The organism is Kocuria atrinae C3-8 (assembly GCF_000286355.1).
Lineage (GTDB): Bacteria > Actinomycetota > Actinomycetes > Actinomycetales > Micrococcaceae > Kocuria > Kocuria atrinae_A.
Genome location: NZ_AJXN01000110.1, coordinates 1 through 14710 on the forward strand (window position 1 = coordinate 1; position 14710 = coordinate 14710).

10 protein-coding genes and 4 pseudogenes are annotated in these 14710 nt (G+C 64.8%); 7 read left to right on the forward strand and 7 right to left on the reverse strand.

Going from position 1 to position 14710, the window contains the following annotated elements; all coding sequences use genetic code 11:
* Positions 1–231 precede the first annotated feature (231 nt).
* Positions 232–1426: pseudogene (moeB, locus tag YO9_RS0111785) on the forward strand (molybdopterin-synthase adenylyltransferase MoeB).
* A gap of 187 nt (positions 1427–1613) precedes the next feature.
* Entirely contained in the window at positions 1614–2414 is an 801-nt protein-coding gene (locus tag YO9_RS0111790) for an SDR family oxidoreductase (protein WP_016997653.1), read from the forward strand.
* A gap of 26 nt (positions 2415–2440) precedes the next feature.
* Here the strand turns inward: YO9_RS0111790 and YO9_RS0111795 are convergent.
* The 3 genes and pseudogenes from YO9_RS0111795 to YO9_RS0111805 form a co-directional block, all read right to left on the reverse strand.
* A pseudogene (locus YO9_RS0111795) lies at positions 2441–3084 on the reverse strand (LutC/YkgG family protein).
* Positions 3026–4963, reverse strand: coding sequence for a lactate utilization protein B (locus tag YO9_RS0111800; RefSeq protein WP_223286483.1), 1938 nt, complete (start codon positions 4961–4963; stop codon positions 3026–3028). The pseudogene YO9_RS0111795 and the gene YO9_RS0111800 overlap by 59 nt, the downstream one beginning before the upstream one ends.
* The gene (locus tag YO9_RS0111805; protein WP_016997656.1) at positions 4902–5735 is read right to left on the reverse strand and encodes a (Fe-S)-binding protein; all 834 of its coding nucleotides are present in this window, start codon (positions 5733–5735) and stop codon (positions 4902–4904) included. Before YO9_RS0111805 ends, YO9_RS0111800 begins: the two co-directional genes overlap by 62 nt.
* Positions 5736–5940: 205 nt before the next feature.
* On the opposite strand from YO9_RS0111805, the pseudogene YO9_RS0111810 reads away from it, so the two are divergent.
* Positions 5941–7609 (forward strand): annotated as a pseudogene (locus YO9_RS0111810) (L-lactate permease).
* A gap of 81 nt (positions 7610–7690) precedes the next feature.
* The gene (locus tag YO9_RS0111815) at positions 7691–8413 is read left to right on the forward strand and encodes a FadR/GntR family transcriptional regulator (RefSeq protein ID WP_016997659.1); all 723 of its coding nucleotides are present in this window, start codon (positions 7691–7693) and stop codon (positions 8411–8413) included.
* 363 nt (positions 8414–8776) lie between these two features.
* On the opposite strand, the gene YO9_RS18385 is transcribed toward YO9_RS0111815, so the two are convergent.
* The gene (locus YO9_RS18385) at positions 8777–8920 is read right to left on the reverse strand and encodes a helix-turn-helix domain-containing protein (protein WP_016997663.1); all 144 of its coding nucleotides are present in this window, start codon (positions 8918–8920) and stop codon (positions 8777–8779) included.
* Positions 8917–9540: a response regulator gene (locus YO9_RS0111820; protein ID WP_223286484.1), complete on the reverse strand. Its 624-nt coding sequence runs from the start codon at positions 9538–9540 to the stop codon at positions 8917–8919. Before YO9_RS0111820 ends, YO9_RS18385 begins: the two co-directional genes overlap by 4 nt.
* Before the next feature lie 234 nt (positions 9541–9774).
* Here YO9_RS0111820 and YO9_RS0111825 point away from each other — a divergent pair, with 234 nt between their 5' ends.
* Positions 9775–10941 (forward strand): sensor histidine kinase, encoded by a 1167-nt coding sequence (locus YO9_RS0111825; RefSeq protein ID WP_016997667.1) that lies wholly within the window; start codon positions 9775–9777, stop codon positions 10939–10941.
* On the forward strand, positions 10934–11296 hold the full coding sequence (locus YO9_RS0111830) for an MGMT family protein (protein ID WP_016997669.1): 363 nt from the start codon (positions 10934–10936) through the stop codon (positions 11294–11296). Before YO9_RS0111825 ends, YO9_RS0111830 begins: the two co-directional genes overlap by 8 nt.
* 65 nt (positions 11297–11361) lie before the next feature.
* On the opposite strand, the gene YO9_RS0111835 is transcribed toward YO9_RS0111830, so the two are convergent.
* The gene (locus YO9_RS0111835; RefSeq protein ID WP_016997670.1) at positions 11362–12333 is read right to left on the reverse strand and encodes a phosphoribosylaminoimidazolesuccinocarboxamide synthase; all 972 of its coding nucleotides are present in this window, start codon (positions 12331–12333) and stop codon (positions 11362–11364) included.
* A pseudogene (gene purD / locus YO9_RS0111840) lies at positions 12330–13624 on the reverse strand (phosphoribosylamine--glycine ligase). The gene YO9_RS0111835 and the pseudogene purD overlap by 4 nt, the downstream one beginning before the upstream one ends.
* 71 nt (positions 13625–13695) lie before the next feature.
* On the opposite strand from purD, the gene YO9_RS0111845 reads away from it, so the two are divergent.
* On the forward strand, positions 13696–14697 hold the full coding sequence (locus YO9_RS0111845) for an asparaginase (RefSeq protein WP_016997673.1): 1002 nt from the start codon (positions 13696–13698) through the stop codon (positions 14695–14697).
* Positions 14698–14710 lie beyond the last annotated feature (13 nt).

Genomic DNA, 14710 nt, shown 5'->3' on the forward strand with positions numbered 1-14710 from the left:
GTCGGTTGGCACGCGGCGCGGGCCGAATCGCCCCGCCGCACGCACGCGTGGCGTCCTCGCCGATGGCGGGGCGAATCGGCACTGAGGTGCGCCCGCCGGATCGGAAGCCGGAAAAGCCGACGTTCCTCGCGGCGATTGGCCCGCACCGTCGTCCGGGCAGGCGCCCTCGCGGGCGGATCCGTTGGCACCGTCATCTTCGCCCGCCCCATCTCAGTCGGAGTCGCACCTTTCATGACCGCAACGCCCCCGTTCCCGCCCCTCGTCGAGCCCGCGCCGGCGCTCAGCCACGAAGAACTCGAGCGCTACTCACGCCACCTCACGCTCCCGCAACTCGGAGTCGAGGGCCAGCGGCGCCTCAAGAACGCGCGCGTGCTGGTCATCGGAGCCGGCGGGTTGGGCGCTCCGGCCCTACAGTATCTGGCGGCCGCGGGCGTCGGAACCATCGGAGTGATCGATGACGACGTGGTCTCCGTGTCCAATCTGCAGCGCCAAGTGGTGCACGGGATGGCAGACATCGGCCGCCCCAAAGTGGATTCCGCCGCCGACGCCGTGGCCCGCCTCAACCCCCTGGTCACCGTCACCACGCACGGCGAGCGCCTGACCACCGACAACGCCCTGGACATCTTCTCCGGGTACGACTTGATCATGGACGGCGCGGACAATTTCGGTACGCGCTATCTCGTGTCCGACGCCGCCGAGCTCGTGGGGATTCCGGTCGTGTGGGGGTCGATCCTGCGCTTCGACGGCCAGGTTTCCGTGTTCTGGTCCGGGCACGGTCCGGTGTATCGGGACCTCTTCTCGGAGGCACCGGCGCCGGGCCAAGTTCCTTCCTGCGCGGAGGGCGGCGTGCTCGGCATGCTCCCGGCCACCATCGGCTCGGTCATGGTCACCGAGCGCTCAAACTCATCACGGCATCGGCCGCCCGCTGGTGGGTCGCGTGCTCATCCACGACGCCCTCGCCCAGACCTGGCGCGAGCTGTCCGTCCTGCCGGACCCCGACCGCCCACCGATCACAGATCTCTCACAGGTCGCCGTGGCCTGCGGCCTCCCCACCGCCGACGACGCCGCTCCCGCCTCCCACGAAACCCTCACCGCTTCCGAGTTGGCCGGGTTACTGACCTCTCGCTCATTGGGTGAAACGTCCTTCACGCTGATCGACGTGCGCGATGACTGGGAACGGGATCTGGTCTCCATCCCGGGATCCGTACCGGTTCCGTTGCAGGAGATCCTCGTCCGCGGCGTGGCTGCGCTGCCGGATTCGGTGGAGGGCAACGTGGTGCTGCACTGCAAGGCCGGAGTCCGCTCCGCTCAGGCGCTCGGTGCGCTGCGCGGGGACTACGCACTGCGGGAGGACACGGTTAAACATCTGGACGGCGGTGTTCTCGCGTGGGTCGATCAAGTGGACCCGTCGCTGCCGCGCTACTGAAGTGCTTTGAAGTCTCATGTGATTCACATGCCAATTTCCGGTACGGAATCTGCACTCTCATCCCCTGAGAGTGCAGGGCCGCGTTTCCCCCACACGGGGTGCCTCGAGCCCCTGCTTTCAGATACGCGTGTCACCATTAAAGTGACGGCTGCGCCACCCGGGCCGGCCGTATTACTGAGGAGAGATCGTGCCCAACACTGAAGTTGCTGCCCCTCGCGTCTACGTGGTCACCGGAGCTGGATCCGGCATCGGTCAGGCCGCCGCCGCTCAACTCATCGACCAAGGTCACCGGGTCATCGGCGTTGACCTCAAGAACACGGAGGTGGTCGCGGACCTCTCCACCGAAGAGGGCCTCGCCGGGATGGTCGAAGAGGTCTCCCAGCTGACCTCCGTGGTGGACGGAGTGGTCGCCAACGCGGGAACATCTTTGCAGGCTCCCTTGGACGTGGCCATCAACTACTTCGGTGCGGTGGGCACGGTCGAAGGGCTGCTTCCCCTTCTGAACAACTCCGACGCCCCTCGCGTGTGCATCACTGCGAGCGCCGCATCACTGCACCCCGCCAACGATGAACTCCTCGAGGCGATGCTCAATGGCGACCGGGCAACCGCCGCCGCCATTGGTGAGCAGTTGGTGGCCGCCGGTGGAATGGCCGGTTACCTCAACTACTCGTCCTCCAAGCAGGCCGTGGCTCGCTGGGTGCGCCGCAACGCCACCACCGAACGGTTTGCCGGCGCAGGAATCTCACTCAACGCCGTGGCTCCCGGTGTGGTCATCACTCCCATGACCGAGCAGCTTTTCGCGACCGAAGAGGGCCGCCAGCAGATGGAACAGGGCATGCCCTCTCCGCTGAACGGCCCCGCCCGTGCCGAGGACATTGCGTCGGCCATTTGCTTCCTGACGTCCACCGCAGCGGGCAAGGTCACCGGCCAGGTGTTGTTCGTGGATTCCGGTTACGACGCCCTGACCCGAGGCGACACCTCCTGGTGACCCGGTCGGTGCTCCAGCCGACCCAATCAGCCCAGCAGGATCACATCCAGGGTGCGTGGTCCGTGGACGCCCTCCACTCGTTCCAGCTCGATGTCCGAGGTCGCTGACGGCCCGGAAATCATGGTGGTCGGAGCGGTGGGCTCCACGCGGGCCATGGCCTCCGGGATCAGTTCCACGATCGAGTCCAACGGGACAATGCAGATGTGGTGATCCGGGACCAGCGTGATCGCGCGGCGCCCCTCGTCCTCGCGACCGGACAGGAAAATGGTCCCCGTCTGCGCACACGACACAGTCGAAGACGTCACCACCGCATCCACCTGGTTGAGCTCGCGCACGCCCAGGCAGAAGCCTTCCGATCATCGTTGGGATCAACGATCGCTCGGCGGGCAGCGGTGTCTTCGGGCAGGAATGCGGTATCGAAGCCGGCGGGGATCACGTAACGTGCCGACGCGCCGAGCTGCGTCGCGATCCGCTCGGCCACGGTTTCCGCCGACTCACGGAACACATTGGCCTTGTAGTCGATCAGTCGATCTTCGAGCATCTCCACGATCTCGTCGCGGGACAGCTCCGACGTCTTCCGATAGTCCCGCGGAGTCTCCGGAACGGCGGGCTCATCGGCCAGGGCTCCGCGGATGCGGGCCAGGATTTCGGTTTTGGCGTCCGCGCTCATCGCTGCGCTCCGTCCTGGTCGTTGGTGCCGATGGTGGACTGATCCGGTTCGGTCGCGGGCTGGTTCGGGCATCTTCGACTGCGGAGGAAGCGACGACGCCGTCCTCCCGCAGTCGCTGCTCGGTCTCACCCTCGTGCTTCTTCCACCAGTTGCGGAAGGACTGCTTGGGCGGTTCGGGGATGTCTCGCTGCTGCGTCCAACCGCCGACCATGCCGGGCAGCCAGCCGATGGCGTGATCGCGTCCGGCCACCACACGGCCCAGCGGCAGACCCTTTTCAGCCAGAGACATGCGCTTACCCGAGGACATCACGAAGGAAGCGCCCTTCATCATGGCGTCCATCTGAGTCGGGACCTTCTTAGCCGGCGCGGACTTGGAGATTTTCCGCCCGGCGGAGCGCACGGACGCCGCAACATCACTCGCGGCGTCACGCACGGCAGCCCCGCGAATACGCGTGCCCGGATCGGTCCGCTCGGAATCCGCATCACCCGTGAGCGCCTTCTCGGCACGCCAGTTGTCCGCGGCGTTCACGGCGGGATCGTGCGAAACGGGAGCCGGAGCGGCGTCGTCCTGGGTGCGTTCGCCGTGCTGGGTGCGAATGTCCTCGTCGCGCAGGTGCACCAGGATGTCCGGAATATTGATCTTGACCGGGCACACCTGGTAACAAGCGCCGCACAGCGAGGACGCATACGGCAGGGAGGCGTTCTCCTCGGAGGTGATGCTCGTGAGCTGCGGCGACAGGATTGCGCCAATGGGCCCGGGGTATGTGGAGCCGTACGCGTGACCGCCGGCGTGCTCGTAGACCGGGCACACGTTGAGGCATGCTGAGCAGCGGATGCAGTGCAGCGCCGAACGGCCGTCCGGATCGGACAACACCGCGGAGCGGCCGTTGTCGAGCAGCACCACGTGGAAGTTCTGCGGCCCGTCGCCCGGGGTGACACCCGTCCACAGCGAAGTGTAGGGGTTCATCCGCTCGCCCGTGGAGGACCGCGGGAGCAGCTGGAAGAAGACCTCGAGGTCCTCGTACGAAGGCAGCAGCTTCTCGATTCCCATGACCGTGATCAGGGTGTCCGGGAGCGTGAGGCACATGCGACCGTTGCCCTCGGACTCGACCACGGACAGCGTGCCGGTATCGGCGATACCAAAGTTCGCGCCACTGATCGCCACGCGGGTGGTCAGGAATTTCTCTCGCAGGTGCTGACGCGCGGCCTCGGCCAGCACGCGCGGTTCGCTCGTGAGCTCGTCCGTGGTTTCGGGCATTTCGCGGCGGAAGATCTCGCGGATCTCCTCGCGGTTCTTGTGGATCGCGGGAACCAGGATGTGCGAGGGCTTGTCGTGGCCCAGCTGCACGATCAACTCCGCGAGGTCGGTTTCGGTCGCAGTGATGCCATGTTCCTCGAGGTGCGCATCCAGGCCGATTTCCTGCGTGGCCATCGACTTGACCTTGATGACGTCCGAGGTGCCGGTCGCCTGCACCAGCTCGGTCACGATCCGGTTGGCCTCGTCCGCGTCACGCGCCCAATGGACCACTCCGCCGCGCGCGATCACGTTCTGCTCGAACGCCTCGAGCAGTTCGGGCAGGTTCGCCATCACGCGTTCCTTGATGGCCGAACCGGCATCGCGCAGCTGCTGCCAGTCCGGGACCTCGCCCACCACATTGGCGCGCTTGCCGCGGATGGTGTGCGTCGCGTGCCGGATGTTGGCCCGCATCTGATCGTTCTTGAGTTCTTCCTTGGCGGCCTTAGGGAACGCCACCTTCGCGTGCAGATTGCCCTGCCGTGCACGGGCCGCACCGCGGGCATGCCCAGATTGGTGATGCTCATCGGTTTCCTCCAGCGTTCGACGCCGCTCGCGCACCTCGCGCGGGAATGGACAGTTCAACGGGCCCCTCCACCACGAGGGGGTTCTCCTTGGTGGAGGCCAGAATCTCCACGAAGTGCACGGTACGCACGGTCGCTTTGCGCTTGGACGCGGCACCGCCCAAGTGCATCAGGCACGAAGCGTCCCCGCCGGTGCACAACGAGGCACCCGTGGCCTCGACATTGCGCAGCTTGGCCTCGGCCATGGCACCGGAGACATCCGGGTTCTTGAAGGAGAAGGTGCCACCGAATCCGCAACATTCCTCGGCATCCGGTAGCTCGCGGTAGTCGATGCCACCCACGGACTTCACCAGGTCCTTCTGCCGGTCCCCCAGGTCCAGCAGGCGCATGCCGTGGCACGAGGGGTGGTAGGTCACCGTCTCCGGGAACCACGAACCGAGCTGCTCAGCGGCGTCAGTCACACCCAGCACGTCGATCAACAGTTCGGACAGCTCATAGGTGTTGGCGGCAACGTCTGCGGCCTGCTCGGCCAGCAGGTCGTCACCGCACTTGCGGGCAACCATCGGCTGTTGGTGCCCCAGCGAGGCGACGCACGAACCGGAAGGCGCCACGGCTACGTCGTACTCGACCTCGGTGAAGGCTTTGACGTGATTGCGGATGACCGGCATCGCGTCGTCGAAGTAGCCGCTGTTGACGTGCATCTGGGAGCAGCAACCTTGCCCCTGCGGGAACACCACTTGGTGGCCGAGCCGCTCCAGAACGCGCACGGTGGCCAGCGCCACCTTGGGATACATAGCGTCCACGATGCACGTGGCGAACAGTGCGATTCTCACAACGTTGATCTCCGATACCTCTGGCTCCTGTGGTCTGACCATGCTAGGTGAGTGAACACGATCACACAAGCAAGCTTTCCCTGTGGATCACAAGAAGAGGCTTGGAAAGTGACTGTTCAGTGTGACGAGCATCATGTATGCTTCGTGGTCTGACCATTGTGGTCCGACCATACGAACGGACCCACCGGAGCGCACAGGAGACAGCGTGACCACATTTACCGCCATGACCGACGCCGTGGGTGGCAGTGTCGGACTTTCAGCCTGGTGGGCTGCATCCCCCTGCTCACGTTCTTCGTGATGCTGCTGGCCTTCAAGACCAGCGCCCACGTTGCCGGCCTCACCGCACTGGGCGCCGCGCTGCTCGTGGCGATCTTCGGCTTCAACATGCCTGCGCAGCTGGCCGCGCTGAGCGCTACGCAGGGTGCCGTCTACGGCCTGTTCCCCATCGTGTGGATCGTGGTCATGGCGCTGTGGTTCTACCAGGTCACGGTGCTGTCCGGGCGCTTCGAGGACCTGCGCACCATCTTCGACACCATCGGCGGCGGAGACCTGCGCATCCAGGCCATGCTGATCGCGTTCTGCTTCGGCGGTCTATTGGAAGCCCTTGCCGGCTTCGGCGCACCGGTGGCGATTACCGCAACCATGATCCTGGCGCTGGGTCTCAAGCCGCTGAAGACCGCAACCGTGGTGCTGATCGCCAACACCGCGCCCGTGGCCTTCGGCGCGATCGCCATCCCGATCACCACCGCCGGCGTGCTCACCGGCCTGGATCCGGCACACATCGGTGCCGTGGTCGGTCACCAGGCACCGTTCTTCGCGTTCGTGGTCCCGTTCTTCCTGCTCATGATTGTCGACGGCGTTCGGGGCCTCAAGCAGGCCTGGCCCGCCGCGCTGGCCGTGGGCGGCACGTTCGCAATTGCCCAGTGGTGGTGCGCCACGCACTTCTCGTACGAACTCACGGACGTCGTGGCCTCGCTGGCCGGCTTGGCCGCCGCCGTGATCCTGATGCGTTTCTGGAAGCCCAAGGGCACTGAGGAGGTCCGTGCAGATCTGGGCATTGATCGCCCCCAGAGTGTAGAGGGCCTGACCCCTGTGCGCGCATGGATGGCCGTGCTGCCCTACATCCTGGTGGTCGTGGTCTTCGGTATCGCCAAGCTGTGGACCTGGGGCATCAACATTCCCCAGGCGTTGGCCGCCACCGACATCAAGATTCCCTGGCCGGGCCTGCACGGGCACCTGCTGAACGCCGCGGGTGAACCGATTTCCGGTTCCGTCTACAACTTCCAGTGGCTCTCCAGCCCCGGCACGCTGCTGTTGATCTCCGGCCTGTTGGTCGCCATCATCTACTCGGTGTTCAACCACCACGGCCGTTTCAAGCTCACCGTGGGCAACGCGATTGCGGAAATCGGTCGCAGCGCGTGGAAGATGCGCTTCTCCGCTTTGACCATTGCCTCGGTGCTGGCCCTGGCCTACGTGATGAACTTCTCCGGCCAGACCATCTCCATCGGCACGTTCGTGGCCGGCCTGGGTGCGGCGTTCGCGTTCTTCTCCCCCGTGCTCGGTTGGGTGGGTACCGCCGTGACCGGTTCGGACACCTCCGCCAACGCGCTGTTCGCCAACCTGCAGAAGACCGCGGCCCTGGAATCCGGGCTGGATCCCTACCTGATGACCGCCGCCAACACCTCCGGTGGCGTGGTGGGCAAGATGATCTCGCCGCAGTCACTCGCCATTGCCGCGACCGCCGTGAGCATGCAGGGTCAGGAGTCCAAGATCTTCCGTTCGGTGATCCCGTGGTCCATCGGCATGCTGATCGTGCTGTGCGCCTGGTGTTCTTGCAGTCCAACGTGCTCGCTTGGATGCTTCCCGCCGCATAGACTTGGCGATGCATAAACCGCCCGCTACTCGTGCATCACGGGTGGCGGGCGGTTTTCTTTCAACGACCGCAGGAGGACCGCATGGTTGCCACCCCCGCCTACACGGTGGTGTTGAACTGGCTCGAGGAGCAGCTGCGCCACGGGAAGATCCGCGTGGGTGACAAACTGCCGGCCGAACGGGCGCTCGCCGAGCACTTCAGCATTTCCCGCGCCTCGGTGCGGGAGGCCATTCGGATCCTCGATGCCATGGGGCTGGTTCGCTCAGCCACGGGTTCCGGCCCGCAAGCGGGAGCCACCGTGGTCTCCGAGCCCTCGGCCGCCCTGGGGTGGGCGCTGCGCATGCACATCGCGACCAGGGCGCTGCCGGTCAAGGACGTGGTGACCACGCGCTTGATGCTGGAGACGCAGGCGGCGTGGGATGCGGCGTCGGGAGAGAATGCCGACCTCTCGAATCGTGACGACATCCTGAACCAAGCGCGAGAGCTACTCGACCGGATGGACGATCCCGAGATTTCCAACGAGGAATTCCATACGTTGGACGCTCAGTTCCACCTGCTCCTGACGTCTTTGGCCGGCAACGTGGTGCTGGAGACCATCATGGTGTCGTTGCGCGAGGCCACCATCGGCTACGTCCAGGAAACGGTGGCCACCCTCGAAGACTGGCCGAGCATCCGTACCAGGTTGCAGACTCAGCACCGCGAGATCCTTGCCGCAGTAACCGCTCGCGACGGCAAGCAGGCGACCCGCATGCTGCGCGATCACATCAACTGGTTCTACAGTCTGGTACCCCGCACGGAGAAGTAACCGCGGGGTTCTAGGCCACCGTGGACAACGGAAAAAAGTGCGGCCCCTCCTGGTCGAGAGGGGCCGCACTTTCACTTCTCATGGTGCTGACGCGACGGGAGTCTCGGAGCGTCACGCAAGGTGATCCAAGTCTTCCGGAGCTCTAACCGGGGAGGGCCATACAAGACCCCCGCCGCGAGTTCAGCGTGACCCAAGCTTTCGTGCCGCGGCGCCGTACACTCACCGCATCCACTCAAGGTCCTGAGCCGGTGAACACTTCCTTCGTCGTGTTCATGTATTACTTTGCCGCACTGCACCGCCGGGGGAACATGGCCAAATGGCCAGAGTTGTGGCCCCTAACCTGTTAAAAGCCTGTGAGTGAGTTCACTGGGTCAGATCTTCGGTCAATTCGGGCTGCACCAGACCGCTCTGAATGCCTGCGATCAGCACCTGGACACGGTCCCGAGCGCCCAGCTTGTCGCACAGTTGAGAGACGTACGCCTTGACGCTGCCGTGGGAGACCTTCATCTGTTCGGCGATCTCGTTGTTGTTGAGCCTTTGGCGATCCAGCGCAGTGTTTCCAACTCACGGGTGGTCAGATCCGGGACGAAGGATTGCTGACTGGTCGGCACGGGTGACTCCTCAGCCGGTGCGCTGGACACCTCGCTACGACTTCTGCGCACCGAAGGAACCGGCACATCACCCAGCACATTATTTGCCAGCGAATTCGCCACGGACTGTGACAGTGTCATTTCATCTTCACGCACCTGGAGCACCGCAGAAACAATTTCTTCGTGGCGTGCGTCTTTGACGAGATATCCGGAGGCACCCGCTCGCAGGGCGGGCACGACATACTCCAAAGTAGAAAAGGTCGTGAGTGCCAGAACTTTGGAGCGCGGAGCTTGCTGAACGATCTGAGCGGTGGCCTCGATCCCGTCCATTCCGGGCATTCTGATGTCCATGAGCACCACATCAGGGTCCAGCTCCAGGCACCTCTGAACGGCCTCGGCTCCTTCGGACGCTTCACCCAAAACTTCGAAACCGGGTTCGGCATCAAATAAATTCCGTAGCGCGTCGCGCATGAGTGGATGGTCATCTACCAGAATTAGGGTGCACAAACTCATAGTCTGATCATAAACTGATCGCATGAACTCTCCTCATGCCATTTCCCGCATCCATACTGACCAAACCGACTCTTTATCGAGTTTCAAGCGAGCCCTCGCTGCAACACTGATCACGTGCTCCATCGTGTTCACGGTGGGCGGTCCTGCCTTGAGCGCTCAGCAGGGTCCTGCAGAGAAGGGACCCAGCGCCGTAGTGTGCCGCTACTTCCCCCAGCTCTGCGGCGGGTGGTAATCGCCGCTCCGGCCGGATCCACCTCAGTGCGGGAGGGTTTCAACCGCACCAGTCCACTCCCGGTCTGGCTTCGTGTCACGCTGGTGCTCTTTGCTGCCATCGCGCTCTTCGACGATCTTCGGGCGCTGGAGCCCGAGGATCACGCCGCTACGACCACGGTCCTCGTAGCCGTTCAAATGATTCTGAGCTACGGTTCGTTGGCCCTGGTGGCTTGGCGGCCAGGTATTGCGAGCGCGCTCCTCCTGGTCCCACTCGTCCTCGCGCTGTTCACCCACAGTTACGCATTCACACTCATTTGCGCGGTGATCATCACCATTGCGACTGTGAGCATGCTGCCGCGCACGTTGACTCTCCTCTACAGCGTGGTCCTCGCGACGTGGACCATTACGGCCGTGGTGGTGGAGAGCACCACGGACGCCTTGTGGCTCATGGGAACACCCCTTGTCATCGGCGTGGTGATCGGGGTGGCACTGCGATTCTTCGTGATTCAGCACCGGGAGAACAAGGCTCGGCTGAGGAGTATCGAGGCCGCGCATCAGCAGTTGCGTGAACAAGAACGATTGGAGCTCGCGCGAGACCTGCACGACGTGGTGGCCCACGAACTCACCTTGGTTACCATGCAGGCTGCGGGAGCCCACCGCCAGAACGATCCTGCGGTGCTGCACGAGACCATTTCCACCATGGAGAACGCTGCCCGCTCCGGCCTCCAAGAACTCCGTACGTTGCTTCACATCTTGCGTGAATCCCCGGGCGCCGCGAGTCGCAATGACAGCTCGTCAGGGTTGACCACCGGCTCCCTCGAGAACCTTCTCGACTCTCTCAGCGCAAGCCTTACGACATCCGGTTTCTCCGTCACCGTGAAGACCGTGGATGGCTTCGACAAGCTACCCACCTCCGTTCGAGGCACTGCGGCGCGCATCCTCCAGGAGGCCTCCACCAACATCATCAAGTACGCCCCGGCCGGTTCGGAGTGCTTGTTGTCCCTCACCACGGATTCCAATTCGGTCATGATCCGCACCGAGAACGAGCTACAGCACTCTTACCGACCCAGCTACGGGGAATACCCGATGACGTCCGGTTACGGCCTGCACGGCATCCAGGAGCGTGTGGCGCTGCTCAACGGCGAGGTCACTTACGGCGCCCAAGACGGCCGCTGGGTCCTGGATGTGCGGATACCGTTCACCGATGCCTGAGCCGTCGGCACCTCTCACGGGAGAAGCCGCCGCACGGGCGGTCCGCGGCGTGGTGCTCGCCGTTCCCCCCGGAGCGGTGCTGTCCTACGGTGATGTAGCGGAACTTGCGGGACTGAGTTCCCCCAGGCTCGCCGCCCGCATCATGTCCCGTGGCCTGGCCGGGGACGACGTCGCCTGGTGGCGAATCGTGCGCGCGGACGGCTCTCTGCCGGATCACCTGCAGATCGCCGCCCGTGAGCACTATCTGGCCGAGGGGACACCCCTCAAGGAGACCGACGCTCACCTGGTGCAGGTCGCCATGCGAACGGCGCGCTGGGACGACCCCCCGGAAGTTTTCCCGAGCCCTGCGGATTGAGCTCCCATAACTCCGCACATCCGTGGGCGGGTGACTCAGTCCTTCGCGGGATTGCCGGGTGAAACTCAGTACTCCGTGGGGCCGGCGACCTCGTAGAACGGTCCCTTGGGATCGAAGGCGCGTCCGGTGAGACGTTCGTAGGCTTCCACGTAGCGTGCACGGGTCTTCTCGACCACGTCTTCCGGAAGTTCCGGGACCGGTCCGTTGCCGTCCCAACCGGACTCTTCGGAGCGCAACCAGTCGCGCACGTACTGCTTGTCGAACGAGGGCTGCGCCTGTCCCGGTTTGTAGGTCTCCGCGTCCCAGAAGCGGGACGAGTCCGGGGTCAGAACCTCGTCGCCCAGGGTGATGGCACCGCGGTAGGAATCCAGTCCGAACTCCATCTTGGTGTCGGCCACGATGATCCCGCGTTCACGGGCGATCTCCTCGGCCTCGAGGTAGATGTTCAGCGAAAGCTCACGCAGCCGGTCGGCCACGGCGTTGCCGACCACCGCGGCCATCTCCTGGAAGGTGATGGGTTCGTCGTGTTCGCCCAGTTCCGCTTTGCCCGTGGGCGTGAAGATGGGGCTTTCCAGCCGATCACCGTCTTCCAAGCCTTCCGGCAGTTCCACCCCGCAGACGGAGCCAGACGCCTTGTAGTCCTTGAGGCCCGAGCCGGTCAGATAACCGCGCACGATGTTCTCGACCGGGAACATGGACAGGTTTTTGCAGATCACCGCGCGGCCACGCACGGACTCGTGCACGTCGGTCGTGAGGATGTGGTTGGGGATCCCCGTGAGTTGTTCGAACCACCACAGGGACAACTGGTTCAGGATGATGCCTTTATCCGGGATCTCGGTGGGCAGCACCTGGTCGAACGCGGAAATCCGATCGCTCGCGAGCACCAGCACAGAACCGGCGCGGTATTCGGCGTTGTCGTTGATGGCCACGCCGGTGGCCCGCAATCGGGATTCGTCCGGAATGTAGAGTTCGCGGACCTTTCCCGAATACGCGTGCTTCCACCCGGGGATCTCGGGCGGTGCGGGGTGCTCACTCATGCTTGCTCCTCAGCTGTGGTCGGGAGGGTGATGCGCCCCTCGGCGGCAGCGAGCGCGATGTCACTGCGGTAGTGCGCGCCGGGGAGGGAGATCAGTTCCATTCCCCGATATCCGCGCTCGCGTGCTTCATGGAGATCTGTTCCGTGGGACACCACGGCCAGCACGCGGCCACCGGCGGAAACGATGTCCCCCGCGTCATTCTTTGCGGTGCCGGCGTGGATCACGTGGGTCTCGTCCACGGATTCCACTTGGTCCAGGCCACTGATGACATCGCCCTTGCGCGGGGCACCGGGGTAGTTCTGGGCCGCGAGCACCACCGTCACGGAGGCGCCGGACTTCCACTGCAGGGTGCGGTCCTCGGACAGGCGACCCCTGGCGGCGTCGAGCATGAGCTCACCGAGCGGTGACTCGAGCATCGCCAGAACGGACTGGGTCTCCGGGTCGCCGAAGCGAGCGTTGAATTCGATGACCTGCACGCCCCGTTGGGTGACCGCAAGACCGCAGTAGAGCACGCCCACGAAGGGTGTGCCGCGGCGTCGTAATTCGTCGACCACGGGCCGAGCCACACGCTCGATGACCTGCTCCGTGAAGCCCTCGGGCAACCACTCGAGAGGCGTATATGCGCCCATGCCACCGGTATTGGGGCCCTGGTCGTTGTCGCGCACGCGCTTGAAGTCCTGCGCGGGGATCAACGGCACCACGCGCTCACCGTCGGTGATCACGAACAGCGAGACCTCGGGGCCCTCCAGGAACTCTTCGATCACCACGGAGCCGCCGGCCTCGATGCACTCGCGGGCGTGGGCTTCCGCACGGTCACGCTCGTTGGTGACCACCACGCCCTTGCCCGCGGCCAGGCCGTCGTCCTTGACCACGTGCGGCGCGCCGAACTCGGCGAGCGCCTCACGCACCTCCGCCATGTCCGAGGTGGCCACGGCGCGAGCGGTGGGCACGTTGGCTGCGGCCATGATCTCCTTGGCGAACGCTTGGAGCCCTCGATGTGCGCAGCGTCCTTGGAGGGGCCGAACACCGGGAACCCGGCTTCACGCAGGGCATCGCCCACGCCCGCCACCAGCGGCGCTTCCGGGCCCACGACCACGAGGTCCGCGTGCAGCTGGCGAGCCAGCTCGGTAACCGCTTCAGGGTCCTGAGCGTTCACGGCGTGCACCGGGACGTCCTGGGCGATCCCGGCGTTACCGGGCGCAGCGTGGACTTCGCTGACCTTGGGATCTGCCAGCAGAGACTTGATGATCGCGTGTTCTCGGCCGCCTGGGCCCACTACCAAAACCTTCACGTGCTCAGCGTATCGGCACCGGGTCCACCTACTCCAACGTTTCGCATGATCGCGCTGACATACTGGGCTGTATGCACACATTCAGTTCTGAACAGGCCGTCGATCTCGCCGAAGTGGAGCGCAGCGGATTCGTGGAATCCCGGCATCGCGGCTCCGCCGTGGTGTTGGCACCCGATGGCTCCGTGGCCTTGTCCCTGGGCGCCCCGGACGAACTGATCTTCCCCCGCTCCACCCTCAAGCCGTTCCAGGCCATCGCGTCCATGAAGGCCGGCGCGCCGCTGCGCGGGGATCAGGTGGCCATCGCCGCCGCCTCTCACACCGGCACGTTCGATCACCTGGACGCCGTGAGCTCCATCCTCAAGGCCGCAGGCCTGACCCCAGACTCCCTGCAGTGCCCGCAGGACTGGCCGCAGGACGAGGACACCCGTGCGTGGCTGATTCGCACCGAGCGCGGCAAGAACCGCATGTGCATGAACTGCTCGGGCAAGCACGCGGCCTTCTTGTGGGCTTGCGTGGTCAACGAATGGCCCCTGGACACCTACTTGGATCCACAGCACCCGTTGCAGAAGCTCGTGGTCGAGACCATCGAGGACTTCTCCGGTGAAAAGGTGCAGCACGTGGGCATCGACGGCTGCGGTGCGCCGCTCACCGCACTCACCCTCACCGGACTGGCGCGCATGTATTCCACGTTGGGGCGCGCCGCTCGCAATATCCAGGCGGACGCCCGCGCGGCCACGGTCGCGACCTCCATGCTCGACTACCCCGAATACGTTCAGGGCCCCGGCCGCTCCAACACCGTAATCATGGAGGAGTTGGATGTGATCACCAAGCTCGGCGCAGAAGGCGTCCTGGGTCTGGGCACGCGCGGCGGTTGGTCCGTGGCCATCAAGATGCTCGACGGTTCCTCCCGCGCCAACGCGCTGGTGGGCCTCACGCTCCTGGCCCAGGTGGGCGCGATTTCTTCCGACGACGCCGCCCGCGTCCTCGACAAGGTCCTGCGCCCCATTACCGGGGCCGGCAAACCCGTGGGCGCCATCAAGCTCGCGCGTCCCGTTCTGGACCTGCTCGACTGATCAGTGGTCCCCC